Source organism: Halorubrum aidingense JCM 13560 (assembly GCF_000336995.1).
GTDB classification, from domain to species: Archaea; Halobacteriota; Halobacteria; order Halobacteriales; family Haloferacaceae; genus Halorubrum; species Halorubrum aidingense.
Window position 1 is genome coordinate 326337 of the sequence record NZ_AOJI01000017.1, and the last position, 25463, is coordinate 351799.

The following is a 25463-nucleotide window of genomic DNA, read 5'->3' on the forward strand; positions in this document are numbered from 1 at the left end:
GGTCTTCAAAAAGTGTTGATCAGTCAGGGCACCTCGCGACCCGTTGACCGGTCGGGCCGCCTCAGAGCGCTTCGATCGGCCGGGCGGATTCGGCACACCACGCGTTGCCCCGCCGACCGGCCCGCCGGAGTTCGAGCTCGACGACGGACCCCGCGTCGAGCGACGACAGTTCGGCTTCCACGTCCTCGTCGTCGTACTCGACGACGTACAGCGTTCCGTTTCTCGGGTGTTCTCGGAGCGTGATCGCCCCGTGGTCGTTGCACGCGTCGACGACCGTGTACTTGCCAGTACGATTCATCACGATCGGTTGTCCAAACGCCAACGAGTTAGTTATTCGACGCTTAACGCCGGTAAGCCGACGGATCGACGCCGCCATGCCGCCCGACGGCGCACGAACGGCGTCCTTTTAATCGGCGCGCGGCCAACGTCCGGTATGACGGAGACGGAGATCCCCGAAGACCACCCGCGGTACGCGTCGCTCGTGACGCGCCACCGAATCGAAGCGGGCGTCGAGATGGGGATCACTTCGAAGCAGGGGCTCATCGCGCAGGGGCGCGGCGAGGCGTTCGACTACCTCCTCGGCGAGCGGACGCTCCCGAGCGCGGACGCCGCCGAGCGCGCCGCCGCGGCGACGCTGCTCGCGGCCGACCGTCCAGTGCTGTCGGTGAACGGCAACGTCGCGGCCCTCGCGCCCGGGGAGACGGTCGCTCTCGCGGAGGCGGTCGACGCCGACATCGAGGTGAACCTGTTCAATCACACCGACGAGCGGGTCCGCCGGATCGCCGCTCACCTGCGCGATCACGGGGCCGACGACGTGAAGGGGCTGGCGGCGGACGGCGAGATCCCCGGACTCGACCACGCCCGCGGCACCGTCGACGCCGACGGGATCGAGGCGGCCGACGTCGTCGTGGTGCCGCTCGAAGACGGCGACCGGGCTGAGGCGCTCGACGCGATGGGGAAAACGGAGATCGTCATCGATCTGAACCCCGGGAGCCGATCGCCGCGAACCGCCGATATCCCGATCATCGACAACCTCGTGCGGGCGGTGCCGAACGTGACCGCTCACGCACGGGACCTCGCTGACGCCTCCGCGGCGGAGTTGCAGGCGGTCGCTGACGGCTTCGATCCCGACGCGACGCTCGCGGCGGCCGAAGCGGCCATCCGCGAGGGATCGTTCGCGACCCCGGACGACGAGAACTGACCGGCGTTCCGTGGGCAGTCTGCTGCCATGCTGCCGCCGAATCCCGTTCCGAATCCCACGCCGAATTTCGTCGATTAGGCGCCGCTAGGGCCGGATTGCGGCTGCGCAGTCCGTCGGAAGTGAAAAGGGGGTTGATACCCAACAGCACGCATGGAACTCGACGAGACGGATCGCGCGATCCTCCGGATCCTCCAAGAGGACGCTCGAACGCCTTTCTCAGAGGTCGCGCGGCGGATCGATATGTCCAGCGCGACCGTTCACGACCGGGTCGGGCGAATGGAGGACGCCGGCGTCATCAAGGGCTACCACGCCGAGATCGACCCCAAGGCGGTCGGATACGGGGTCAGCGCGTTCGTCGGGCTGCGCGTCGAGCAGGGTCGCGAAGAGGACGCGCTCGACCGGCTCCGCGACATCGACGGCGTGAGAGAGATCCACCTGACGACCGGCGAGTGGGACGTGATCCTCCGGGTCGTCGCCGAGGACACGGAGCGCCTCCGCGAACTGATGTTCGACCGTATCGCCGAGATGGACGGGTTCTCGCGGTCGCAGACGATGATCATCCTCGGCACCGACTACGAGATCGACGGCCCGCCGATCTGAGGAAGTCGGTGCCGAGCGCGACGGCGACAGCGGTGACAGCGGTGACAGCGGTGACAGCGACAACAGCGGCGACAGCAACGCCGTCAACCGTCGCCCGCCGGGGACCGGAACGCTCAACTCGGGAACAGCCCGAACGAAGCACATGAGTACTGGATTCGGCGATCGGGATCTGTCGCCCGAGCGCGCGTGGGCGGCGGTGGTAAGCGCCATCACGGTGTTGCTCGCGCTCGGCTCGATCGTGTTCCCGCGGGTCGTGTACGATCGCTTCATCTGGCAGTACTTCTGGGGGCCGGTCGTGGCCGACGGACAGGGCGCGCAGTGCGCCGTCCGAGACGGCGGCGGAACGGAGCTGTTGACCAGCTCGGCGGCGTGTTCGGCCGCCGTCGACGGCGGCGCGGTCGTCGCGTTCCCGGGGTACACGACCGTCTCGACCGTGAGCTACGTCGTGATCCTGTTGGGGATGCTGATCGGCGTCGTCTTCCTGCTGCAGCGGCTCGACATCGGCAACGAGCTGCGCTTTTTCTACGCGCTGTTCCCGTTCATGCTGCTCGGCGGAGCGCTCCGGACCGTCGAGGACTCGGGGATCGCCGCACTGCGGGCCGGCGTGGAGCCGCTGATCCCGTTCCCGGCGAGCGCGCTGTTGATCAGCCCGTTCATCTACTTCACCGTCTTCGGGTTCACGCTGCTGTGCGTGCTTGCAGCGTACGCGCTCGCGAATCGCGGCGTGGTCGACGACTACGCGCGGCCGCTGTTCGCGTTCGGCGCCGTCGGGCTCGCGGCGGCGGTCGGCTACCTCTCGGTGCTCGCCGCGACGACCGAGTACGTCGACTTCTACCCGATCGTCCTCGTGTTGACGCTGGGGATCGCGACGGCGGTAACCGCGATCACCTGGAAGCTCGCGACCGGCTACGAGCCGACGATCCGGCAGGGAACCGGCGTCGGCGGAATCCTCATCATCTGGGGGCACGCCGTCGACGGCGTCGCCAACGTCATCGGGCTCGACTGGATGCCCGCGCTGACGGGCACGCCGAACCTCGTCCCGAAGCACGTCGTCAACGCGCTGATCGTCGACTGGACCGGGCGGCTGCTCCCGCAGTCGATCGTCTCCGTCACCGGCGACGCGTGGCCGTTCCTGCTCGTGAAGCTGGCGGCGGCGACGTTCGTCGTCTGGGTGTTCAACGGCGAGATGTTCGAGGAATCGCCGCGATACACGCTGATGCTGCTCATCACCGTACTCGCCGTGGGGCTCGGTCCCGGGACGCGGGACATGCTGCGCGCGACGTTCGGTATTTAAGTAGCCGATCAGGGATTTAAATAGTCGTTCGTCGGCCGGGCGGTTGTTTTAACCGAGGATCGTTCTGAGACTACCGGTGACTACCGTCACATCCCCAGCCGTTCCGTTATAAGTGGACAAATACGGATCGACAGCGACCACCGCCAAACCCTCAGTCGTGATGGCTCGCGCGCGTTACTACGCTTGCGACCGCAACCGCCCCGCACCTCACGCCTCCCCAGCCTCGTCGGTCGCCCGTCGCTTCGCTCGGGACGACCGACTCCCTCGCGCTCGGTTCGCGCCGCGTTGCGGCGTTCACCGGAGCGCGCCACCGCTCCGCTCGCTCATTTATAAACAGGCGCCGCAGGGATGCACCGAGCGATCGCCGTCGACGCCGTTCCGCAACGACACCTTATAAGCCGCCGGGGGCGGAACCGTCTCGGTAATGCTACAGGGGGTCAACGTCGCGCTCGGCGTGTCGGGGAGCATCGCGGCGGTGAAGGTCGTCGAACTCGCCCACGAACTGCGCCGTCACGGGGCGAGCGTCCGCGCCGTCATGTCCCCGGCGGCGACGAATATCGTCCACCCGTGGGCGGTTGACTTCGCCACCGACGAACCCGTCGTCACGGAGATCACCGGCGCCGTCGAACACGTCGAACTCTGCGGTCGGGAGGGGTGGGCCGACGTGCTCCTGCTCGCGCCGGCGACCGCCAACACCGCCGGCAAGATCGCCGCGGCGGTCGACGACACGCCCGTCACGACCTGCGCGACGACCGCGCTCGGCGCCGACGTGCCCGTCGTGATGGCGCCCGCGATGCACGAGCCGATGTACGACCACCCCGGCGTGCTCGACGCGCTCGACCGGTTGGAGTCGTGGGGCGTGACGTTCGCCGACCCGCGGATCGAAGAGGGGAAAGCGAAGATCGCCGCCGAAGACGACATCGTCACCGAAGTGGCCCGAGCGACGACGCCGCAACCGCTCGCCGGGTCGCACGTCGTCGTCACCGCGGGCGCGACGAAAGAGCGGATCGACCCGATCCGCATCCTCACGAACCGGGCGTCGGGCAAGACCGGTCGAGCGGTCGCTCGGGCGCTCTACGTCCGCGGCGCGCGCGTCACCCTCGTTCAAGACGGCCCGGCGGTCCCGTACGCCGAGGTCGTGCCCGTCGAGACGGCCGACGAGATGATCCGGGCCTGTCGACAGACTGCACCCACGGCCGACGCGCTGATCTCGGCGGCCGCCATCTCCGATTTCACCGCCGACGCCGTCGACGAGAAGATCCGGTCCGGCTCGCCGCTCTCCGTGGACCTCCGCCCGACGCCGAAGCTGATCGACTCCGTCCGCGAGGCGTACCCGGACCTCCCGATCGTCGGGTTCAAAGCCGAGACCTCCGGCGACGACGACGCCATGATCGCGGAGGCCGAGCGCATCCGGGACCGGGTCGGCCTCGCGTTCGTCGTCGCCAACGACGCGAGCGTGATGGGCGCCGACGAGACCCGCGTGCTCCTCGTCGGCGAGGCGGGCACCGACCCCGAGGAGGCGGTCGGCTCGAAGGACGTCGTCGCGGGACGCATCGCGGACCGACTGGCGACGGCGCTCGGCCGGACCGAGTGAATCGGGCGAATCGAGCGAGGCGACCGGTTGCGGATTCGAAGACGCGGGGCGGACTCACCACACCCGATATCGAGACGGATACAAACTGTTTTGAGGCGGTAGAGAAAGGATCCGGGTAGAGATACCCATGTGCACAGAGACGGCTACACGCGGTTCCGTCGGAGGTGTGGTGGGTGGCTGACACCGGCGACGACGCCGGCGGTGACGCCGCCAGCGGAGGCGACGCGACCGACGACCCTTCCCCGAAATCGGTGGTCGTTCCGGTCGAGCCCACGCCGACGCTCCGATCGACGGTCGCGCACGTAGTCGAGTCCGCGGCCGAGGGCGACTTCTCTGCGATCCACTTCGTGGAGATCGCCTCGTGGCGGAACGGCGACCCGCTGTCCGACGACAGGGCGGCCGAAGCGAAACGCGTCCTCGAACGGGTGGTCGCGTGGGCCGAGGCCGACCTCGACGACGTCGACGGCGACGGCGGCGAGGGCGTGACGATTTTCTCGGAGCTGATCGGCGCCGACGAGTACCTGTTCGGCCCGAGCGACTACGTCGAGGTGCTCGCGGCGTACGCCGAGTCCGTCGGCGCGGACGCGGTCCTGCTCGATCCGGAGTACACGCCGGTCGGCAACACGACGCTGCTGCAGCCGCTGGAGTTCGCGCTGTCGAACACGCCGCTCTCGGTCGAAACCGCGCCCGTGAGCCGGCCGAGTCGGGGCGAGCGGCTCCGGAGCGAAGCCACCGGCATCCGGTTCGCCGCGATGTTCGGGCTCTCGCTCGCGTTCTACTTCGTTCTGGGTGACCCGTTCTACTGGTTCGACTGGGTGACGGGTCTCGCCACCGCGACCATCGTGTCGATCACGCTCTCGCGGATCAGCCTCGACGCCGACCCCGCGATCCCGCGGACGCCCATGCGAGTGATTCGGGGCGCGATCTACGTGCCCGTGCTGCTGTACGAGATCATCAAGGCCAACCTCGTCGTCGCCCGGGTCATCCTGGACCCCCGGCTCCCGATCGAGCCGACGATGAACCGCGTCCGCGTGATCGTGGGCAGCGGCCTCCCGTTGATGACTCTCGCGAACTCGATCACGCTGACGCCCGGGACGCTCACGGTCCGCGCCCGCGACAGCGACCTCTACGTTCACTCGCTCGTCCCGTGGGCCCGCGACGGGCTCTTCGACGGCTCCTTGGAGCGGTGGACGCGGTTCGTGTACTACGGGCGCTCGTCCGCCCGCCTGCCAACGCCCCGCGAGCGCGACGACTGCGCGATCCTGCAGGGCGAGGCGGCGACGGAGGAGCTGCCGATCGCCGCGACCGACGGGGGACAGACCGGGAGCGAATCGGAGGTGACTGACGAGTGAGCGTCGTCGACACCGCGCTCGTCGCCGGCTACACCGTGGGCGAGTTCCTGCTGTTCGCGGCCGCCGGGTTCGTCGTCCTCGCGATCGGGATGTTGTACCGGGCGGTGAAGGGGCCGACCATGCAGGACCGGGTGCTCGCGGTGAACGTCCTCGGGACGAACACCGTCGTCATCCTCGCGCTCCTCGCGGCCGCGCTCTCGGAGCCGACGTTCCTCGACATCGCGCTGGTGTACGCGCTGTTGAACTTCCTGATGGCGATCGCCATCTCGAAGTTCACGGTCGAGCGGGGTGGCGTCTTATGATGGACGCGATCGCAACGGCCCGGGTCGGGCTTATCGCCGTGTTCGCCCTGCTCGGGCTGTTCTTCTCGTTCGTCTCGATGGTGGGCGTGATCCGGCTCCCGGACGTGTACTCGCGGGCACACACCGCCTCGCAGGCCGACACGCTCGGCGCCGGCTTCGGTCTCGCGGCCGTCGCGCTGACCGTCGGCTGGGAGGGCGCGGGGTTCAAAAGCGTCCTCCTGTTGTTTTTCATCTTCGTGACGAACCCGACGGCGGCGCACGCGATCGCCCGCGCTGCCTTCGAGGAAGGTATCGTCCCGTGGACCGAGGGGGATGATCGCCGATGACGGGCCTCGAACCGGTCGTCGCACAAGTGACGGCCATCGAAGCGAGCCTGCTCGTGTTCGTCGTGCTCACGGCGCTCGTCACGGCGCTCGCTCGGGACGTGCTCGCGGCGGTCATCGTGTTCGGGGCGTACAGCCTCGGAATGGCGGCGCTGTACACGTTCTACCGGGCGCCGGACGTGGCGCTGACGGAGGCCGCGATCTCCGCCGGCGTGACGACCGTGCTGCTGCTGTTGACGCTCGCGAAGACGACGCGGATAGACCACGAGACCGTCTTCGAGGAGGTGAACCTCCCCGCCGCCGGTGCGGCCGGGTTCCTGTTCGCGGGACTGGCGCTCACGATGGGCGACGTGCCCGCGGTCGGCTCCCGCGAGGCCCCCGTCTGGTCGAACCCGGACGTGACCCAGTGGTACCTCACCGAGACGTACGCCCAGACGGGCGTCGAGAACACGGTGATGGCCGTGCTGGCGGCGTTCCGTGGGTTCGACACCTTCGGCGAGGCGGTGGTCGTCTTCGCCGCCGGGATCGCCGCGTTGATCGTGCTCCACCGCGAGGTGTTCGCATGAGCGACGCTCGTCCGAACGACCGCGACGATGAACCCGGCGGCACAGGGGCCGTCGACGGCGAATCCGGTGACAACGGCACCGACGAGAAACCCGACGACGTTCCGCCGCATCGCGCGGTCGCCCGCTCCGGCCGGCTCGATTCGGAGCAGCGACAGGGAACGCCGTACACGGAGAGTCAAGTTATCATGCCGACGGTGAAGATCGTCGCCCCGTTCGCGTTCACGTTCGGGCTCTTCGTCACCTTCCACGGCAGCGGATCGCCCGGCGGCGGGTTCCAAGGCGGCGCGATCATGGCGGCCGTCGTGTTCATGATCGCGTTCGCGTTCGGCATCGAGGCGACTCGAGACTGGCTCGCGAACACGGTCGTCGTCGCGCTCGCGGTCGGCGGCACCCTCGCGTTCGCCGCTATCGGGCTGATTCCGGTCGCACGCGGCGGCGCGTTCCTCCAGTACGACCTCCTCCCGATCCCCGTGAAATACGGCCTCGAAAGCGTCGAGGTGTTCGGTATCGCCGCCATCGTGAGCGGCGTGCTCATGGGGCTGTTCTTCCTGCTCGCGAACGGGTTCGCGTCCGACGGCAGCGGGTTCGGAGACGGAGGTACCGGCGACGATATCGACGACATCGACGATATCGACGACACCGACGAGTCGGCATCGACCGGGTCAGACCCGTCGCCGGTGACCGACGGAGGCGAGCGATGACGGGCGTCGGAGCCGTGCTCGCGTCCGGGACGGCGGCGACCTCGGCGCTCAAAGTCGTGACCACGCGACACGCGTACGTCGCGTTCGCGCTGTTGTTGTGCGTCGGACTCTACATGATGATTGCCAACCCTCACCTCGTCAAGAAGATCATCGGACTCAATCTGTTTCAGACGGCGATATTCCTGCTGTTCATCACGTCGGCGTACGTGGACGGCGGCGCGATTCCGATCGTCCCCTCGGGGGCCGCGGAGACGGAGACGTTCGTGAGCCCGCTCCCGCAGGTGATCGTCCTCACCGCCATCGTCGTCGGCGTGAGCCTCACCGCGGTGGGGCTCGCGCTCTGTATCCGCATCTACGACGAGTACGGAACGCTCCGAACCGACACCCTCCGCGAGCTGCTCCGCGACGAGGGATCGATCCCGGAGCGGGCGCAGTTCGGTGACGAGACGACTGCGACCGACGACGGAGCCGCGACCGACGGCGGTGTCGCCGCCACCGGAGGTGAGACGGATGACTGACGTCCTCCTCCCGGTCGCGATCGCGGTCCCGATCGTGGCCGCGACGCTGCCGATCGCACTCGGCCTGTGGTACGAGGACGTCGGCTGGCCGATCGCCGCGGTGGCGACGACGGTCCTCGTCGGATTCGCGGGCGCGATCGGCGCCGAGGTCGCTCTCGGCGGGCGGTTCTCGCACGCGCTCGGGACCTACCAACCGCCGGTCGGGATCGAGCTGGTCGCCGACGAGCTGTCGGCCGCCGTGCTCGTCTTGGTCGCGACCGTCTCGCTCGCGGTGCTCGCGTTCTCGCGGGTCGCCGGGCCGCGCGGGAACCCGTTTTACAGCGGGTACCTGCTGTTGGTCGGCGGCCTCACGGGGCTCGTGCTCACCGGCGACCTGTTCAACCTCTTCGTCTTCTTGGAGATCGTCGGGATCACGACGTACGCGCTCATCGCGGCCGACCGCTCCGGCGCGAGCGCGTACGCCTCGCTCAAGTACCTCGTGTTGGGGACGGTCGGCGCGTCGCTGTACCTGATCGGCGTCGGATACGTCTTCCTCGCGACGGGGACGCTGAACATGCTCGACGTACAGGCGCAGATCGTCGAACAGGCGGGCTACGCCGACCCGCTCGTGCAGGCGAGCTACGCGTTCATCGTCGCCGGGCTCGCGCTCAAGATCGCGCTGTTCCCGGTGCACGTCTGGCAGCCGGACGCGTACCAACGCGCGCCCGACGCGGTGACGGCGCTGATGGCGGCGCTGGTGTCGACGACGAGCGCGTACGCGCTCATCCGGGTGAGCTACACCGTCTTCACCGTCGACTTCCTCGCCGCGAACGACGCGATCACGACCGCGCTGCTCGTCGTCGCCGGCGCGTCCATCCTCTCGGGCTCCGCGCTCGCGGCGATGCAGTCCGACCTCAAACGGATGTTCGCGTACTCGTCGGTGGCGCAGTTCGGGATGATCGCCGGCGCGGTCGGACTCGCGAACGAGACCGCGCTGCTCGGCGGGATGGTCCACCTCATCGGCCACGGCCTGCTGAAGTTCGGGCTGTTCCTCGGCGTCGGGATGCTCTCGCTCGGATACGGTGCCCGGCGGATCGAGGACCTCGCGAGCGTCGCCCGGGAGGCGCCGTACACGGCCGGTGCGATCGCCGTGTTGGGGCTCGCGCTCGTCGGCATCCCGCCGTCCATCGGGTTCCTCGGAAAGTGGTACATCGGCGTCGGCGCCGTCGAGTCGAGTCTGACCGGCGGCGGCGCGGCCGGCGTCGGTATCGCCGTCGTGATCTTCGTCAGCACGCTGTTCACGCTGGCGTACGTCGCGCGGCTGATCGAGCGGTTCTACTTCGCCGGGGTCGGGCTCCCCGGCGGACACGGTGACGACGCGTCCGATCCGGCCGTGACCGACGGCGGTCACGGGGGCGCGTCCGAGGCGTCCGAGGCAGACGCCGGCCCCGTCTCGCCCGTCGAGGACGCGCCGCGGTCGTCGTGGGTGCCCGATCGGGTGCCGCCGGCGTCGCTCGCTCTCCTCGTCCTCACCGCTCTCACGGCGGTGGCGCTCGGCTTCGGCGGGTTCGCGCTCGCCGAGTGGTTCGATCCGTATCTCACGGAGGTGTTCGCATGACTGACGTTCCAATCACTGACTTACGTCCCCTACTGGCGGTTCTCGTCTCGTTCGTCGCGGCGTTTTTCATCGTCGCGTCGCATCGCTTCCCGAACGTCCGCGAGGGGTGGACCATCGCCGCGGCGGTCGCGAAGTTCGCGATCGTCACCTCGATGCTCCCGGCGGTCCTCGGCGGCGCCGTCTTCGAGACGTCTCTCGGGGCGTTCCTGCCCGGTGGAATCGAGTTCGTGCTCCGCGCGGACGCGCTCGGCATGCTGTTCGCGTTCCTCGCGAGCGGGCTGTGGATCGTCACCTCGTTTTACAGCATCGGCTACATGCGCGGGAACGACGAGATCAACCAAACGCGGTACTTCGCCGCGTTCGCCGTGTCGCTGTCGGCGACGATGGGGATCGCCTTCGCGGGCAACCTCGTGACGATCTTCGTGTTCTACGAGATCCTCTCGATCGCGACGTACCCGCTCGTCGCCCACGACGAAACGCCGAAGGCGCGCTCGGCGGGCCGGAAGTACCTCGCGTACACGATGTTCGGCGGCGGCGTGCTCGTGCTCGCGGGCACCGCCCTCGTCTACCTCATCGCCGGAAACGTCGACTTCACCGCCGGCGGGATCCAAGAGCTCGCGAACGCCGACCCCGGCCTCGCGATGCTCGCCTTCTTCCTCCTGGCGATCGGGTTCGGCGTGAAAGCCGGGATCATGCCGCTCCACCAGTGGCTCCCCGAGGCGATGGTCGCACCGACGCCCGTCTCCGGACTGCTCCACGCCGTCGCGGTCGTCAAGTCCGGCGCGTTCGGCGTCTCGCGAGTCGTGCTCGACGTCTTCGGCCCGGAGCTCGTCTTCGATCTGTCGCTGCCGTTCGGTTTCTCGGCCGGGCTCGTCCTCTCGACTATCGGGGCGGTCACGCTGACGGCGGCGTCCATTATCGCCATGCGGAAGGATCACCTGAAACAGCGGCTCGCCTACTCGACGGTGAGCCAGCTGAGCTACATCATCCTCGGTCTCGGGCTGTTCGGCTGGTACGGGCTCGTGGGCGCATTGTTGCACATCCCGGCGCACGCGTTCATGAAGCTCACCCTGTTCTTCTGCGCGGGGAACCTCCACGTCTCGACGCACACCGACTACATCTCCGAGATGGCGGGGATCGGCAAGCGGATGCCCCTGACGATGGGGGCGTTCACGGTCGCCGCGCTCGGAATGGCGGGGATACCGCTGCTCGCCGGCTTCGTCAGCAAGTACTACATGCTGATCGGCGGCGTGCAGATGGGCGCGGAGCTGACGCCCGTCGCCTACTACCTCGTCGGCGCGCTCCTGCTCTCTGGCGTGCTCAACATCGCGTACTTCTGGCCGGTGATCTACACCGCCTTCTTCGAAGCGGAGGACGACCACGACGCGAAACCGCTCGTCGACTTCCGGCTGGGCGGGGAACGCCGGTCGACGCTGGCTGTGACCGACGGCGGGCGTGCGGGTGACGACACCGACGGCGGCGAGCGCGACGACGACGACACCGGAGACGGTGACGACGAGACCGACGATGACGCGATCGTCGAGAGCGCCGAGACGGACGTCGAGCCGACGACCGCCGATGCGAGCGAGGACGTCGAGGTTCCGGACGACTCCGACATCCCCGACGCCGAACTCGACGACCTCCCGACCGACGAGGAGGGCGTCGTCAGACCGGACTTCAACACGAGCGAGCGGGACTTCTCCGAGCCCGCCGAGCGCGTCGACACCGGCGACTACGCGGTCGATCAGAAGCCGTCCGACGCCGACGTGCCGTTCGGCGTGGGACGAGCTGATGACAGCGACGTCGACGACGCTGACGACGACCGTGGCATCGACGGTGCCCACGACCACAGTAGCGAGGGCGCTCACGACGAACACGTCGACGACGACCACGACGGACACGACCACCACGGTGGTCCGCCACCGGGCGGTTGGGAGCACATCACGGGGCTGGACGCGCTCCGCGGGCGCGAGTCGACGTGGTTCACGCTCGGGCCGATCCTCACCGCGATGAGCCTCGCGGTGCTGCTCGGCGTGATCCCCTACGAGATGGGCTTTTTGGAGCTGATCGAACTGATCGTGGACACGCGGCTCCCTGAGGAGGCGATGCGTCCATGAACTCGCTTCTCACCGCGATTCCACCGTACGTCCTGCTCGCGGTCGCGGCGGTGGCGGTGCTCGCGCTTCCGCGTCGCGCTGGGCACGCGCTAGCCGCGCTGGCGACCGCGTTCACGTTCGCACAGGCGGTGCTGCTCGGCGACGGGGGGACGGGCGCGCACCTCGCGACACAGCTGTTCGGCTTCGACGTCGTCTTCTTCAACGTCGATCAGTTCTCGCTGCTGATGGGGGTCGTCGTCGGATTCCTCGCGACGGCGGCGGTGCTGTACGCGTACGGGACCGACGCGCCGACGTGGGTGACGGCGTTCGCGCTGATCTACGTCGCCTCGACGGTCGGGACGATCTACGCCGGCGACTGGCTCACCCTGATCTTCTTCTGGGAGTTGATGGCCGTCACCAGCACGCTGCTCGTGTGGCAGTACGGCGGGGCGGCGGTGCGGGCGGGCTACCGCTACGCGATCTTCCACGGGATCGGCGGGACGCTCCTGCTCGGGGCCGTCGTCGTCCACGGCGCGTCGATGCTTGGCAGCGTGCCCGGGAGCGAGATCTTCCTCTTTTCGGCGACGACGGGGATTCACGCCTCCGCGACGCTGCTCGCGGCGATCGGCATCGGGATCAACTGCGGGTTCATCTTCCTGCACACGTGGCTGCCGGACACCTACCCGCGGCCGCACGTCGCGGGGTCGGTGTTCCTCTCGGTGTTCACCACGAAGACCGCGGTGTACGTGATGTACCGCGCGTTCCCCGAGGGCGGCATGTGGCTCGCGTACCTCGGCGGCTTCATGGCCGTGTACGGCGCGTTCTTCGCGCTGCTGCAGTACGACCCGCGCCGCCTGTTGTCGTATCACATCCAAGCGCAGGTCGGGTACATGCTCGCGGGGCTCGGACTCGCCACCTACGTCGGCGAGTTCGCCGTCACCGGCGGGTTCGCGCACCTGTTCAACAACGTCCTTTATAAGAGCCTGCTGTTCATGGCGGTCGGCGTCGTGATCTACCGGACGGACGTCGAGGACATCCGAGAGATGGGCGGACTCTGGCGGGTGATGCCGGTCACGTTCCTCGTGTACGTCGTGGGTGCGGCCTCGATTACGGCCGTGCCGGGGTTCAACGGGTTCATCTCGAAGGGGATGGTGATCGACTCCGCTCACGAACTGCACAACTTCGAGCTGCTGTTCGGCGAGGGGCTGCTCTGGTGGCTGCTCATCCTCGGCGGCGTGGGGACGTTCATGTCGTTCATCAAGCTCGGCTACTACATGTTCTTCCACGGCTCGGCGACGCTGTCGCCGAAGGACGCGACGCCGTTCCAGACCGCCGGCATGGTGCTGGCCGGCGGGGCGTGCGTCTTCTTCGGTGTGTTCTACTACCAGCTGATCGAGCTGATGCCGTTCACGGAGATCATTCTCAGCGAGGACGTGTACTTCAAGCCGTACAGCATGAGCCACCTGACCGAGAGCGCGGCGCTGCTCGTCACCGGCTTCGTCGGGTTCTTCACGCTGAAGCGCCCGCTCGGCTGGCTCGCACACCGGATGCCCGACGTCGACGCCGTGACGTACCCGGCGACGTTCTACCTCGCCCGGGGAACAGTGTGGGGCGTCACGGAGCTGTGGGCCGCCGTCGACCGTCTGACGATGGACCTCGCCGGTGTGACGATGTGGACGGCGATCAACCCGCGCGAGGCGCTCGGACGAGCGGGCGTCGACGCCGAGATCCGAACCGGGATCGGTCGCGGCGTACTGTTCTTGACCGTCGCGGCCGGCGTGCTGCTGTTCGCGCTGCTGCTCGGCTGATCGGGGGCCGGTGTCACCCTGCGGTGGGGACGCCGCCCACCGGTCGCCGATCCGGATCTCACCCGCGATAGTCGGACATCCACGTTTATCAGCGTTCCCGCGGAACCGTCAGTCATGAGCGGGAGCGCGCGCGCACAGAGCGAAGTGATCGGGACGGTGCTCCTGTTGGGGTTGACGATCGCGGTCGTCGGCTCCACGGTCGCGCTCGGTTCCGTCGCGCTCGCCGACTCCCAGCAGACGGCGGACCTCCAGCGGGTCGAAGGAGCGATGACGCAGCTCGACTCGAAGGCGAGCCTCGTCGCCCACGGCGAGTCGCCGAGCCAGCGGCTTCAGTTGGACCTCGACCGGACGGCCGACTTGCGCGTGGACGACGAGGCGGGATGGATGCGGATCGAGGTGGAGACCGACGACGGGACCACCAACGAGACGGTCCCGCTCGGTGCGGTCGTCTACGAGAACGGCGACGACACCGTGGCGTATCAGGGCGGCGGCGTCTGGCGGTCGAACGGCGACGGCGTGCGGATGGTCTCACCGCCGGAGTTCCACTACCGCGGGAGCGGTGGCACCGAGACACTCACGCTCCCGCTGGTGCGGATCGAAGACAGCCGGGGGCCGCTTCAGGACTCGGTCGCTCTCACCGACACGGGGCGTCCGCCCGAACGGTTGTTCCCGTCCGCCAACGGCTCAAACCCGCTCCTCGGCGGTAACGTCACCGTCACGGTCGGCAGCGAGTACGCCGAAGCGTGGGGCCGGTTCTTCGAGTCCCGGACGAGCGCGACGGTGACCGAACTCGGTGACGACCGAGTCGAAGTGCGGCTCCGGACGCGAACGATCCACCCGACGCTGAGCACGGGCGTCTCCGCCACGGGCCGATCCACGTTCGACATGGGGGGCGTCGACACCATGTACGCCGACAGCTTCGACTCGGCCGAGGGGACGTACGAATCCCAAGACCCACGAGACGGCGCGAGCGTGCAGACGCGCGACGAGTTCCGGCTCACGGCCGGTGGCGGCGGAGGGACCGACTCCATCACCATTCGCGGCGATCTCATCGCGGAATCGTACAACCTTCCCGGCGGACAGACGGACAAGCTGAACGTCACCGGAGAGCTACGCGAGGAATCGGCCATCGGCGAGCTGGCCCCGGTGTCGGGAGCGATAACGCAGCGCATCGACGCCGTCCGCGCCCTCGATCTCGCGACGAACGGAGACGTTCACACGGGGGGTCTCGAAGTTGCCGACGGCGACGAGAGAGTAATCGAGAACGACACCTACGTCGACGGCGGCGTCTCCGTCTCCGATGGCGGTCTTCTCAGGGTCACCGACGGGGCGACGTTGCACGTCAACGGCGACGTCGCAGTCGTGGGGTCGGGACGGATCGAGTTCGACACGTCAGGCGGGGAGACCAACGCGCTCGTCGAAGACGGCCTCAATCTCAGCGGTGACGGCGCGATCGCGGCGGACGGCGACGGCCGAGCTAACCTGTACGTCGACGACGCGATCACCCTCCGAGACACCGCGTCGATAACCACCGCGAACGACACCCACCTCGAGATCTACAACACCGGCGACATCCAACTGGACGACAACGTGAGTGTCGCGGCCGACGGCGACGTGACGAGCAACCTCTGGTTCTATTCGAGCACCGACCAGATCGATATCCGGGGCGACGAAGGCGACGGGATAGAGTTCACGGGCGTGTTCTACGCGCCCCAGAGCGACGTGGAGCTCGAAGACCGGATGACGATCAAAGGCTCGTTCACCTTCCGCTCCTTCTCGTTCAACGACGGCGACATCCGGCTCCACTACGACGAGTCGCTCCGCGAACTCCAGCCGTTCGGGGGCGATTCGGTCCCCGTCGTGAGCCACCTCCACGTGTCCACGCACGGTGTGACGGTCAGCGCCGACTGATAACCCTTCACAGCGGATCCTAGCGGTCGCTCAGTCAGAGATGTCGATCCGCACGGCCGTTCGGTGCACGACGAACCGGTCGTACTCGGCGGCGTCGAACGTCACCGTGAGGTCGGCGTCCCCCCCGTCGCTCACGGTGATCGATTCGTTCGAGGGGTCGAGTTCGTCGTAGTACCGCTTCCAGACGTTCGCCTGCGCCGAGTCGATCTCCAGGGTGACGTTCTCGGTCGCCGATCGATCGTCGACGGACGGCGTCCGCGCGCTGCGCTGGCCGACCACGAGGACCGTGCGATCCCCCGCGACAGATCGGGCCGAGCCGCCGAGACCGTACAGCGAGTAGACGGTGGTGTCGCCGAGCAGCAGATCGGGCTCGTTGATCATGACCCCGTTGTCGCCCTGCATCCGGAACACCGCGCCGTTCTCGTAGACGATCCGCGTGTCGCCGGCGCCGTGGTACGTGATCGATCCGGTCTCGGAGACGGGGCCGTCCCACGCGCTGCTGTTGAGTCGGAACTCGGACGTCTGGTCGAGCGCGAGCTCGCCGCCGCCGAGCCGGATCTCGGTGGCGCGGCTCGGGACTCCGTCCCGACTGATGTCGTTGAGGTTGTCGTGAAAGACGTCGAACGCGCGTTCGACGTTGTTGTCGCGCTCGGCGAGTTGGGCGTCGTTCAACCCGCCGAGCCCGACGGTGAACGTGACCGCGATCGTCGTCGTGATCAGCGCGAACACCAACACGAACCCGACGGTCTCGCTGACGCCGCGGTCGGCCGCGAGAAACCGGTTGGGCCGAGACTCTCCCGTCACGACTCGCTCACCACCACTGCACCGTCAGCCCCGGCAGTCGGGTCCCAGCGGATTCGGAGGTCGCCGCCGGTGACCGTCGCGTTCCGGATCTCGGTGTCGGATCGCGTCCGGAACGGCACCTCGACGATCGCGTCCGTGCGGTCGCTTTCCAACCTGATCGTCCCCTCGGTTCCCTCGGCCCCCGTGGTCGTGACGGTGATTCGGTAGCCGGCACCCGACACCCGCGGTGGGAGCGTCACGGGTCGGTCTACCGTGAGATTCGCCGGTGACTCGGCGGTCCCCGCCAGCCGGTCGACGGTCATCAGATCGGCCGCCAGCCGCTCGCCGATGACGCTGAGCTGTCCCTGCGCCGCGCGCTCGCGCTCCGTGTCGACGAACGAGCCGCCCGCGATGAACAGCCCCGAGAGCAGCAGCGACGCGATGGCGAGCGTCAGGACGTAGCCGACGGTGACGGAGACGGCGCGGTCGTCGTGGCGGAGACGACCGCGGGAACCGGTGCGGTCGTCGTGGTGGAGACGACCGCGGGAACCGGTGCGGTCGTCGTGGTGGAGACGGCCGCGGGAACCGGCGCGGTCGTCGCGGTGGCCCCGGTCTTGTCCGGGACGGCTATCACGCATCGCGCTCACCCGGTGCGACCCGAATCACGTCGCCGTACTCCAGTTCCGGCGTACGGTGAGATATCTCGACGTCGGCGCTGTACACGGCGTCGACCACGTAGGGCTGTGACGACCGGTCAGCGGGCGAGCTACCGTACTGATCGTCATCGCCACTGTCGAGGTCGTCGGACTGCACGACGAGGTGGTACGTCCCCGTCGCTTCGTCCCCGTTCTCGTAGCGGATGTCGTAGTCGGCGGTGCCGTCGTCGTTCTGAACGCCTTCGGCCCAGACCAGCGCGTCGAACGGCTCTCCGTTGACGGTCCCGCCCGTGACGTCGACGGTGTGGTTCCCGTCTGCGGCCGGTGCGAACGTCTCGGTGACGCTGGCGGTTTCGTTCGTCACCGTGACGTTGATATCGTCGGGGTCGGACGCCGACCAGAGCGAGACCGACCAAGTCGCGTTCGATCCGCCCGGCGCGCCTTCAGCCACGATCGTGAACGCGTCGCCCGACGACGCCGATAACGAGTCGGGAGCCACCGTCACTCGATAGTCCCGGGCTCGGGTGGCATTTCCGGCGACCGTCCAGTCTGCGGTCGTCCCGTCGCCGGCCGTCAGTTCATCATAGCCACCGCCGTCCTCCTCCTGTGCGATGAAGTGGCCGGGTTCGATGCCGACGACCGTGATATCGGCGACGACGCCGTCGCGCGCCCGGAGGTCGGTGGTCGCGTTCGCGTACGCCGCTGCGCTCGCCTCGAAGTCCGCGATCACGCCGTCTACGCTGCTCTCGGTGCGGTGCTCGCGGTCCATGATCGCCCCCAGATCGTCGACGGCCCCGTCGCGGAACTCGACGGCCTCGCCGCCGCCCGCGTCGACCCCGCGCGTCGCGAGGTTCTCCGTGTAGATGACGGTGTTCAACAACAGGACGACCGTGACGAAGATCACCGCGAGCGTCAGTCCGGTGATCAGGATCAACTGGGCGCGGTCTTCGTCGCGGCCGGTCGCAGTCTCGTCGCGGTCGCCGGTGGTGTCACCGCTTCTCCAGTCGGCGCGGCTCACGTCGGGGTTGCTGGGGCGGCTCACGTCGCCGTCGCGCCGCTCACCGTCGCGGCTATCGCCGTGTCGGGCGGGCGCTACATCTGCCATGCGGTGATGCGCACCTCCACGACCGTGTACAGCGTGTCGCTCCCGCCGATCGGGGCCGCGAAGTACTCCGCGCTACCGTTCTCCGCGAGGGTGTACTCGTCGTCGGCCCCGAATCGGTCGTCCCCGTAGAGCGCCACGCGAGTGCTCGCGACGGCGGCGTTGTCGGTCGGCGTCCCCATGTCGACCATCCGCGTTCGGTCCGTGGCGCCCGCAGCGGTGGGGTCAGGGTGGTACACGTCGATATCGAACGCGATCTGCCGCCTGTCGAACGCCTCCGCCAACGAGTCGTGTAGCGGGTGCGTCTCGTTCATCAACCCCGTGTAGTGGTCCCCGTTGTCCGCGCCGACGAAGCCGTCGTCGTAGTAGAGTATCGCCAGTTTCAGGTCGCCGCGCGCCGCCGTGGTCGTGAGCACGTCCTGGGCCGCGATCTCGGCCTGGTTCTCGACGTGCTGGTTCGACGTGCTCGCCGACAGCGGCGTCACGGCGGTCGCCTGCGTCGCGAAGATGAGTCCGGCGACGAGCAGCAGTGCGGCTGCAAACGCCTCCAGCGTGTGCGCCTGTCCCCGTTCGTCGGGGAGGTGTTCGACGAACATCTCACCACACCCGGAGCGTGAGCCGGTACGGTTCGCCGCCGATGTCGACGATGCGACTGGCCGCGGCGACGCTCCGGCTTCGCGGCAGCTCGTCGCCGGCGCGCATCGGAACGTCGGCTGGGCCGATCGTCCCGACGGTGCCGTTCTGAGTGATCGTGACGTTCGCGCCTCGGAACTTGGCGATGCCGAGTTCGGTGTGCAGCGCGTCGGCGTTCGCCTCCCACCCGCACTCCCACTCCGACTCGGCCCTCTCCGGGCTCGTGCCGTCGAAAAAGGCGAGCGTACAGGCCGGCGACAGCACCGCCGACGACTCCGCACTCGCGAGCGACGACTCCGCCAACTGCGCGGCGCCCCGCTCGGCGACGATGACCGTCGCTCCCTCGCCGGCGGTGTACGGCTCCAAAAGCGACGGTACGAACGCGAAGGTGAACGCGACCACCGCGAGGAACACGGACATCCCGACGACGAAATCGAGGACGGTCTGGGCGCGGTCCTCGTCCGGATCGGATCGACGTTGGGCACCGTCAGCCGGGGAGCGACGCCGGCCCCCCGTGCGATCACCCGACATAGATCCACACCCCCAGCGCGAGCGTCATCAGGATCACGGCGAACTTGACGCCGGAGATGATCTCCGCGTCGCGGATGTACCCGCTGATGAACCCCGACAGCACCGCTTGGATCGTCACCGCGTGGAAGAACAGCATCGACAGCACGTCGGGGTCGACGCCGCCGCCGCCGAACTGCGAGTTCCCGGCCTGCCCGCCGCCTCCGCTGCTTCCCTGCGCGACGAGATCGCCCATCACTTCGATGAACTGCGTCTGGAGGATGGCCATCACGCCCAACAGCGTGATGTACGTCATCACGATGATCGCGACCTGCATCCGCGTCCGGGACTTTCGCTCGCGGTCGATGTCGTCTTGGTTCTCGGACGCCTGCGCCGCGGTCGTCAGCACGTCCGTGATCTGTGAGGACGCCTCCTGCGCCTCCGAGATCAGTTTCACCGTCCGGGCGAGCCGCGGCACGGCGTAGGAGTTGTTGAACTCGACTAAGGCGTCTCGGAGGCTCATCCCGTAGTTCACCTTCGCGTGGACGACTTCGAACTCCTCGGCGAGTTGGCCCGTCGACGTCTCCGACACCGTCTGGACCGATTCGAGCAGCGTCTGTCCCGTGTCGTTCGCCGACGACAGCTTTCGCAGGCTCTCCGAGAGCTTCCCGGTGATCGCCCGCTTCGAGCGCTGGCTCCACTCGTAGAACACCGCGAGCGGCACCATGACCAGGTAGGCCGGAACGTACACCCAGACGAACGCCGACCAGACCGGGCGGTCCACCCAGCCGTCGAAGGTCGTCGGCGCGTTGCCGGTGGCCGCCGCGACGCCGACGATGACGAACGCCGCCGGAATCGTGAACGCGAGGGTGTACAGCGGGTTGTCTCGAAGGAACAGATGCGGCGCCGAGACGATCTGTGTGGTCTTGTAGGTCCCCTCCCGCTCGCGGATCCGGTCGAACACGCTGAACGTCCCCACGAACGCCTCGATGAGTCCGAAATGGAACAGCCCCTCTTTGCTCGTCTGCCGGAGCCGCTCGCTCCCGCCGTCGGGACGGAGGTAGCCGTCTCCGGGCTCGTCCTGTTTCACCGTCGAGACCAACACGAGGAATCCGGCCCCGGTGAGCGGGATGAGCACGTACACGGTCGCGTACAGCAGCCTGTCGTCCGCTTCGCCCATCATCCCCATGATGACGAGGATGATGATGAGAAGCAGGGGGAAAAGCGAGAGCGTCATGTACATCTCGCCGAACAGCTCCAGCGTCTCCAGCGTCATCTCCCGCTCCTGTTTCGACGTGCGGAGGTGTTTCTCCTTTTTATCCTTTAAGAAGCTCTCCATGTTGCCGCCGGAGTTGACGATCGAGAGCATGTCCGCGAGAAACTGCGACAGCTCGTCGGAGGGCGTTTCGAGGGACTGCTGGCGGATCGCGTTCCGGTAGTCGGTCCCGAAGTACTCCGTCTCGTTGACAATGCTCTGGAACTCTCGGGACACCTCGCCGTAGGTGTCCTCTGCCGTCGCCATCGCGCGGAGGATCTCCAGTTGATTGAGCCCCCCGACCGACAGCGCGTACATGAACGAGACCGAGTCGGCGAGCAGGAGGTTGATCTCGCGTTTCCGCGACGACGCCCGCGAGTAGGGGATCGCGATCACGCCCCCGAACCCCGTGGCGAACCCGATCGATCCGAAGACGAGCCCGCTGATGAGTATCGCCGTCGGCACGACGAGCGAGCGGAGAAACGCCCGAACTTCGGGTGTGGGAGCCGGCATGCCGAGCGAGAGCGCGTTCGGGTCGATCAGTCCGAGCGAGAAGACGCCGTACCCGACGGTCGTACCGAGCGCCCAGAGGAGTCCGCCGACCAACAGGCCGGCGCCGAGCGCCCGCGAGACGTACATCTCGACGTGGTCCGGCATCCGGGCTTCCGCCAGCTTGCGCTCCACGTCGCCGACGAAGTCCCCGTCAGCGTCGAACAGCAGTTCGAAAACGGGGTAGAACAGCTCCGCGATGACATCGCCGTCGGCCGAGCCGTCGCCGACGCCGGTGTCGAGACTCATCGGTGCCACCTTGCTCGACGCATGCCGCTAACGCTCCTCCGGGGACTCGACCGTGCCGAATCCCCAGTCGTCGATATCATCGCTGTCGGTGTCGTCGCTGTCATCGCTATCATCGCTGTCGGCGTCGTCGGCGTCGACGGCGTCGTCGCCGTCAGTGTCGCCGTCGTCAACATCGGTGTCGCCGTCGTTCGCCCCGTTCGGGTCGGAGGCGTTCGAGTCCGGGTCTAGCACGTCGATCCCGTCATCGAACGGTTCGTCGAAGTCGATCGCGCTTCCGTCGTCGGTTCCGTCATCGTCCGGCGTCGTCGTGTCGGTGACCCCCTCGAACGCGTCGTGCGGGAGGGGCTTCGGCGCCCGAGACGAATCGGTCTCGACCGCGGACTCACCGCCGTCGGATTCATCACCGTTGGACGGGCCGGCTTCGGGAGCGCCGTCGGGTGAACTCTCCTCACTTGAGCGGTTTGCGGGCGAGTCTCTCGCGAGCGTCGCCGCCTCCCGAGCCGTCTCTGCGAGCGTCGCGTGGTCGCTGTCGGGTTGCGCCTCGACGTCCAGTGCCGGTTCGACGCTGAGGAGCGCATCTGCGACCGAGTCCGGCATCTTGCCGCGGTACTCCGCGAACAACTCATCGGCGCTGTCGAGGATCTCGGCGACCTCCTCGCGACCCGCCTCGTCGGGATCGGGACGCGGAACCATCTCCTCTTTGTCGCGGTCGACGTTGATCAGCACCGACTCCATCTCGCGGAGGTCCTCTAACGACCGTTCCAGCTCCTCGTTGGCCATCAGCGCTAACACCGTCTCCGGGTCGTTGATGAACGCCTGGAACGTCGCTGCCACCTGCGCGTAGCTGTTCAGCCCGCGGTCGATGAGGTACGCCAACACGACGCGACGCTTCCGGAGCTCATCGTCGAGCGTCTGCCGGTTCCACCCGCGATCGAACATGATGTCTTCGAGGGTGTTCGAATCGCCCATCTGGAGGAACTCGTCGGTCTCCGCCTGCCACTGGAACACGTCTTGCACGTTGATCTCGTCGTTCTCGGCGTCGTAGTGGTTGATCTCGGTCAGCGACTTGTTCCGGCGGACCTTCTTGCCCTGGACTCGCGTCGACGTCTGGACGGAGACCAGATCGAGGGCGGTGAACATCGTTTTCGAGACGTTGATCGGGTCCGTGGTGAACCGCTTGAGCACCTCGCCGACGGAGTCGGCGTGGAACGTGGTGTAGGTTGTGTGGCCCGTCGACATGACCTGGAAGGCGGTGCGGCCCTCCTCGCCGCGGATCTCGCCCATCACGATGTAGTCGGGACGCTGCCGAAGCGCGGCCTCCAGCAGGTCGAACTCGTCAATGTCGCCCTTGTCGTCGTCGGAGAAGGAGGGACGGGTCACCGACGCGATCCAGTTGCGCTGCGGGAGTTCGACCTCGCGGGTGTCCTCGATCGAGACGATCTTGGCGTTCGAGGGGATGAACAGCGAGACGGCGTTCAGGCTCGTCGTCTTCCCCGACGCGGTCCCGCCGGCGAAGATCAGGCTCTTGTGGTTCTCGATGGAGAGCCAGAGGAACGCCATCTCCTCTAAGGAGAACGTCTTCCAGTTGATCAGATCGATCGGCGTGAAGGGGACGTCGTTGAACTGCCGGATCGTGTAGTTGGTCCCGTGATCGGACACCTCGCGACCGAGCGTGAGCTGGGCGCGGGAGCCGTCGGGCAGGGTGGCGTCGACCTGCGGGCGGCGCTTCGAGATCCCCTTCCCGGAGCGCTGCGCGAGCTTCACGACGAAGTCGTCGAGCTCGTCGGTGCCGTGGTAGATGTTGGTGATGATCTGCTCGTAATCGGAGTGGTAGACGAACGCCGGCGAGTTGTACCCGTCACAGGAGATGTCCTCGACGTTGATGTCGTATTTGATCGGGTCGATCCGCTCGTAGCCGATGAAGTCCCGTTTGAGGTAGTACAGCAGCTTCTCGACCTGATGCTCCGAGAGCGTCTCCGGGTCCTCCGCCAACACCGCCGGCTCGGGTCGCGCGAGGATCCGCGGCGGGGTCGGGCTCGCCTCGATTGGCGGCTCGTAGCCGAGCGACTCGGCGATCCGACCCACGACCCCCTCAGTAACGTCGAACCCGAACCGGTCGGCGAGGTCGTCCGCGAGGTCGTGGACGAGCCCGCGACCGTCCTCCGGCCGGTCGTACAGATCGTATCGGTCGAGCAGCGTCAGCGTCTCGTCGACGATGACCTCCTTGCGGAACGCCTCGTCGCCGCCCGCGATCGACTCGTCGGCGTACTTGATCGACGTTCGGAGCTTCCCGGTGAGGAACTCGACGAGGTCGGTCTCGATCTCGGTGCGATACGGCTGGACCGCGTAGTACTTGACCTCGTTCTCCTTCGTCGACCGGAACACCATCACGAACGCGTACGGCTTGTTCACCCAGTAGCGCTCGATCTCGGAGAAGTGCGTCTTCTTCGCCATCGGGACGGCCTTCTCCAGGTCGTACCGATTCGCGAGCGTCGTGTGGCCGTCGTCCGTCGAGAAGAACGCGTCCTCGTCGACCTCGGGGTTGACGTTCACCGTGCGCTCGTCGACCAGCTCGGCGAGGTCGGCCGCGGCGTTGCCGCCGGCGCCCAGCAGGTCCTCGGTCCGGTCGGGGTCGAACCCGAGGGCTTCGGTCTTGTCCTCATGAGTGAACGAGAGCGGCTCCTCTTCCCCCGCTTCGTTTGTTTCGGTCGGGGGGTTCCCCTCCTCGTCGAGGAAGTACTCGTCGCGGTAGTCATCCCACGTGTAGTACCCTTTGAGCACCGGCACCTCGTAGAGGTTGTACCGGGCAGCGCACAGGTCCCACAGGGCGTCTCCGACCGCCGCCGCCGCGGTCGCACGGAACGCCGTCTCGCTCGGGTCGAAGCCGAGGAACTCGCTCGGGTCCACGTCGACGCGAGCCCACTCCTCGGTCGTCGGCGCCCGCCGCGGAACGGTCTCCACGTCGGCGCCGGCGGCGACGACCGTGCCCGCGACGCCGACGCCGTTCACGTCGGCGACCGGGGAGGCGGCGAGCTCTGAGACGGCGGGCTCTGAGACAGCGGAGTCGCCGGGCTCGACCGCCGCGGTGGTCCCCGCTTCCGCAGTCTCGCGCTCCGTCTCGTCCTCTTCACCCACGTCGTCCCCCTCGTCATCCTCACCCACGTCGTCCCCCTCGTCATCCTCACCCACGTCGTCCCCCTCGTCATCCTCACCCACGTCGTCCCCCTCGTCATCCTCACCCACGTCGTCTTCGCCCGTCGGCGCACCGTCGCCCTCACCCTCTTCCGCATTCTCACCGGCTTCCGCGTCGCGGTCGCCCTGCGAATCTCGTTCGAGAGGCTCAGTGTCCCCCGATCGCGCGGTGATGTTCGTCTCGCCGTCGGCGACGACCGCGCGCCCGTCGAGCACGACGTCCCCGCGGCCGACGACGAGGGTTCCGGCCTCGGGCGTGCCGTGGCCGGGGACAGACGTGTCGCCGTCGGCCTCGAACGCCTCGTCGATACCGTCGGCGCGGACGATTGCGGGCGCCCCGTCCGGGAGGTGAACGCGCACCGCGCTCGCCGGCACCGTCGGTGCCTCTCCGATGTCGTCGTACAGCGCCGCCGCAGCGTCCTCGCGTCCGCGATCGCGGAGGAACGACCGCCACGAGTACCGGCCCAGCGAGACCGGCGGATCGGACGCCGAGGCACCCGCCGCGTCGTCGGGAGACGGGGGCGAACGCTCGGCGTCCTCAGTAGCCATACGTGCGGCAATGATTCGCCCGTTGAAAAAGGTGTCTAGCAAAAACCCGGGAGTGATAATCGATCGTCTCGACGGGGTTGTCTGCCGACTGACGGTTTTTAAGGTCGACGGGTGCGGAACGGACG

The 25463-nt window shown here is 67.7% G+C and carries 22 protein-coding genes; 14 read left to right on the plus strand and 8 right to left on the minus strand.

Translation table 11 applies throughout. From position 1 onward, the window contains the following. Positions 1-61: 61 nt before the first annotated feature. Positions 62-298 (minus strand): hypothetical protein, encoded by a 237-nt coding sequence (locus C461_RS04845; protein ID WP_007999147.1) that lies wholly within the window; start codon positions 296-298, stop codon positions 62-64. Positions 299-433: 135 nt separating this feature from the next. On the opposite strand from C461_RS04845, the gene C461_RS04850 reads away from it, so the two are divergent. The 14 genes from C461_RS04850 to C461_RS04915 all read left to right on the plus strand — a co-directional run bounded on the left by C461_RS04850 (position 434) and on the right by C461_RS04915 (position 15863). Further along, entirely contained in the window at positions 434-1201 is a 768-nt protein-coding gene (locus C461_RS04850) for a 4-phosphopantoate--beta-alanine ligase (RefSeq protein ID WP_007999149.1), read from the plus strand. Positions 1202-1351: 150 nt separating this feature from the next. Next, entirely contained in the window at positions 1352-1801 is a 450-nt protein-coding gene (locus C461_RS04855; RefSeq protein WP_007999150.1) for an Lrp/AsnC family transcriptional regulator, read from the plus strand. Positions 1802-1943: 142 nt separating this feature from the next. After that, positions 1944-3095: a DUF63 family protein gene (locus tag C461_RS04860; protein ID WP_007999151.1), complete on the plus strand. Its 1152-nt coding sequence runs from the start codon at positions 1944-1946 to the stop codon at positions 3093-3095. A gap of 424 nt (positions 3096-3519) precedes the next feature. Next, positions 3520-4689, plus strand: coding sequence for a bifunctional phosphopantothenoylcysteine decarboxylase/phosphopantothenate--cysteine ligase CoaBC (coaBC, locus tag C461_RS04865; protein ID WP_007999153.1), 1170 nt, complete (start codon positions 3520-3522; stop codon positions 4687-4689). A gap of 173 nt (positions 4690-4862) precedes the next feature. After that, complete coding sequence (locus tag C461_RS04870) at positions 4863-6041, plus strand: monovalent cation/H+ antiporter subunit E (protein WP_080506255.1); 1179 nt, start codon at positions 4863-4865, stop codon at positions 6039-6041. Then, positions 6038-6343: a cation:proton antiporter gene (locus tag C461_RS04875; RefSeq protein ID WP_007999156.1), complete on the plus strand. Its 306-nt coding sequence runs from the start codon at positions 6038-6040 to the stop codon at positions 6341-6343. The genes C461_RS04870 and C461_RS04875 overlap by 4 nt, the downstream gene beginning before the upstream one ends. Continuing rightward, complete coding sequence (gene mnhG / locus C461_RS04880) at positions 6343-6669, plus strand: monovalent cation/H(+) antiporter subunit G (RefSeq protein WP_007999157.1); 327 nt, start codon at positions 6343-6345, stop codon at positions 6667-6669. Before C461_RS04875 ends, mnhG begins: the two co-directional genes overlap by 1 nt. Further along, positions 6666-7232, plus strand: coding sequence for a DUF4040 domain-containing protein (locus C461_RS04885; RefSeq protein WP_007999158.1), 567 nt, complete (start codon positions 6666-6668; stop codon positions 7230-7232). The genes mnhG and C461_RS04885 overlap by 4 nt, the downstream gene beginning before the upstream one ends. Next, positions 7229-7933, plus strand: a complete 705-nt coding sequence (locus C461_RS04890; protein ID WP_007999159.1) for an MnhB domain-containing protein — start codon at positions 7229-7231, stop codon at positions 7931-7933. Before C461_RS04885 ends, C461_RS04890 begins: the two co-directional genes overlap by 4 nt. Then, the gene (locus tag C461_RS04895; protein ID WP_007999160.1) at positions 7930-8451 is read left to right on the plus strand and encodes a sodium:proton antiporter; all 522 of its coding nucleotides are present in this window, start codon (positions 7930-7932) and stop codon (positions 8449-8451) included. Before C461_RS04890 ends, C461_RS04895 begins: the two co-directional genes overlap by 4 nt. Further along, a complete protein-coding gene (locus C461_RS04900) occupies positions 8444-10048 on the plus strand; it encodes a proton-conducting transporter transmembrane domain-containing protein (protein ID WP_007999161.1) in 1605 nt (534 codons plus the stop codon). Before C461_RS04895 ends, C461_RS04900 begins: the two co-directional genes overlap by 8 nt. After that, positions 10045-12165 carry a cation:proton antiporter gene (locus C461_RS04905; RefSeq protein ID WP_007999162.1) on the plus strand — a complete coding sequence of 707 codons (2121 nt, stop codon included), beginning with the start codon at positions 10045-10047 and terminating at the stop codon, positions 12163-12165. The genes C461_RS04900 and C461_RS04905 overlap by 4 nt, the downstream gene beginning before the upstream one ends. Then, entirely contained in the window at positions 12162-13952 is a 1791-nt protein-coding gene (locus C461_RS04910; RefSeq protein ID WP_007999164.1) for a Na(+)/H(+) antiporter subunit D, read from the plus strand. The genes C461_RS04905 and C461_RS04910 overlap by 4 nt, the downstream gene beginning before the upstream one ends. A gap of 114 nt (positions 13953-14066) precedes the next feature. Continuing rightward, entirely contained in the window at positions 14067-15863 is a 1797-nt protein-coding gene (locus tag C461_RS04915) for a DUF7289 family protein (RefSeq protein WP_007999166.1), read from the plus strand. A 30-nt stretch (positions 15864-15893) separates the two neighbouring features. Here C461_RS04915 and C461_RS04920 read toward each other — a convergent pair whose 3' ends face one another. The 7 genes from C461_RS04920 to C461_RS04950 are packed head-to-tail and all read right to left on the minus strand — an operon-like array spanning position 15894 to position 25338. Next, positions 15894-16667 (minus strand): DUF7289 family protein, encoded by a 774-nt coding sequence (locus tag C461_RS04920; protein ID WP_007999168.1) that lies wholly within the window; start codon positions 16665-16667, stop codon positions 15894-15896. Next, positions 16664-17284: a DUF7266 family protein gene (locus C461_RS04925; RefSeq protein ID WP_007999170.1), complete on the minus strand. Its 621-nt coding sequence runs from the start codon at positions 17282-17284 to the stop codon at positions 16664-16666. The genes C461_RS04920 and C461_RS04925 overlap by 4 nt, the downstream gene beginning before the upstream one ends. Beyond that, positions 17277-18407 carry a DUF7261 family protein gene (locus tag C461_RS04930; protein WP_007999172.1) on the minus strand — a complete coding sequence of 377 codons (1131 nt, stop codon included), beginning with the start codon at positions 18405-18407 and terminating at the stop codon, positions 17277-17279. Before C461_RS04930 ends, C461_RS04925 begins: the two co-directional genes overlap by 8 nt. Then, positions 18395-19000 (minus strand): DUF7288 family protein, encoded by a 606-nt coding sequence (locus C461_RS04935; RefSeq protein WP_007999173.1) that lies wholly within the window; start codon positions 18998-19000, stop codon positions 18395-18397. Before C461_RS04935 ends, C461_RS04930 begins: the two co-directional genes overlap by 13 nt. Before the next feature lies 1 nt (position 19001). After that, positions 19002-19568 carry a DUF7287 family protein gene (locus tag C461_RS04940; RefSeq protein ID WP_007999175.1) on the minus strand — a complete coding sequence of 189 codons (567 nt, stop codon included), beginning with the start codon at positions 19566-19568 and terminating at the stop codon, positions 19002-19004. Beyond that, positions 19558-21597, minus strand: coding sequence for a type II secretion system F family protein (locus C461_RS04945; RefSeq protein WP_007999177.1), 2040 nt, complete (start codon positions 21595-21597; stop codon positions 19558-19560). Before C461_RS04945 ends, C461_RS04940 begins: the two co-directional genes overlap by 11 nt. 27 nt (positions 21598-21624) lie before the next feature. Then, the gene (locus tag C461_RS04950; protein ID WP_007999179.1) at positions 21625-25338 is read right to left on the minus strand and encodes a type II/IV secretion system ATPase subunit; all 3714 of its coding nucleotides are present in this window, start codon (positions 25336-25338) and stop codon (positions 21625-21627) included. Positions 25339-25463 lie beyond the last annotated feature (125 nt).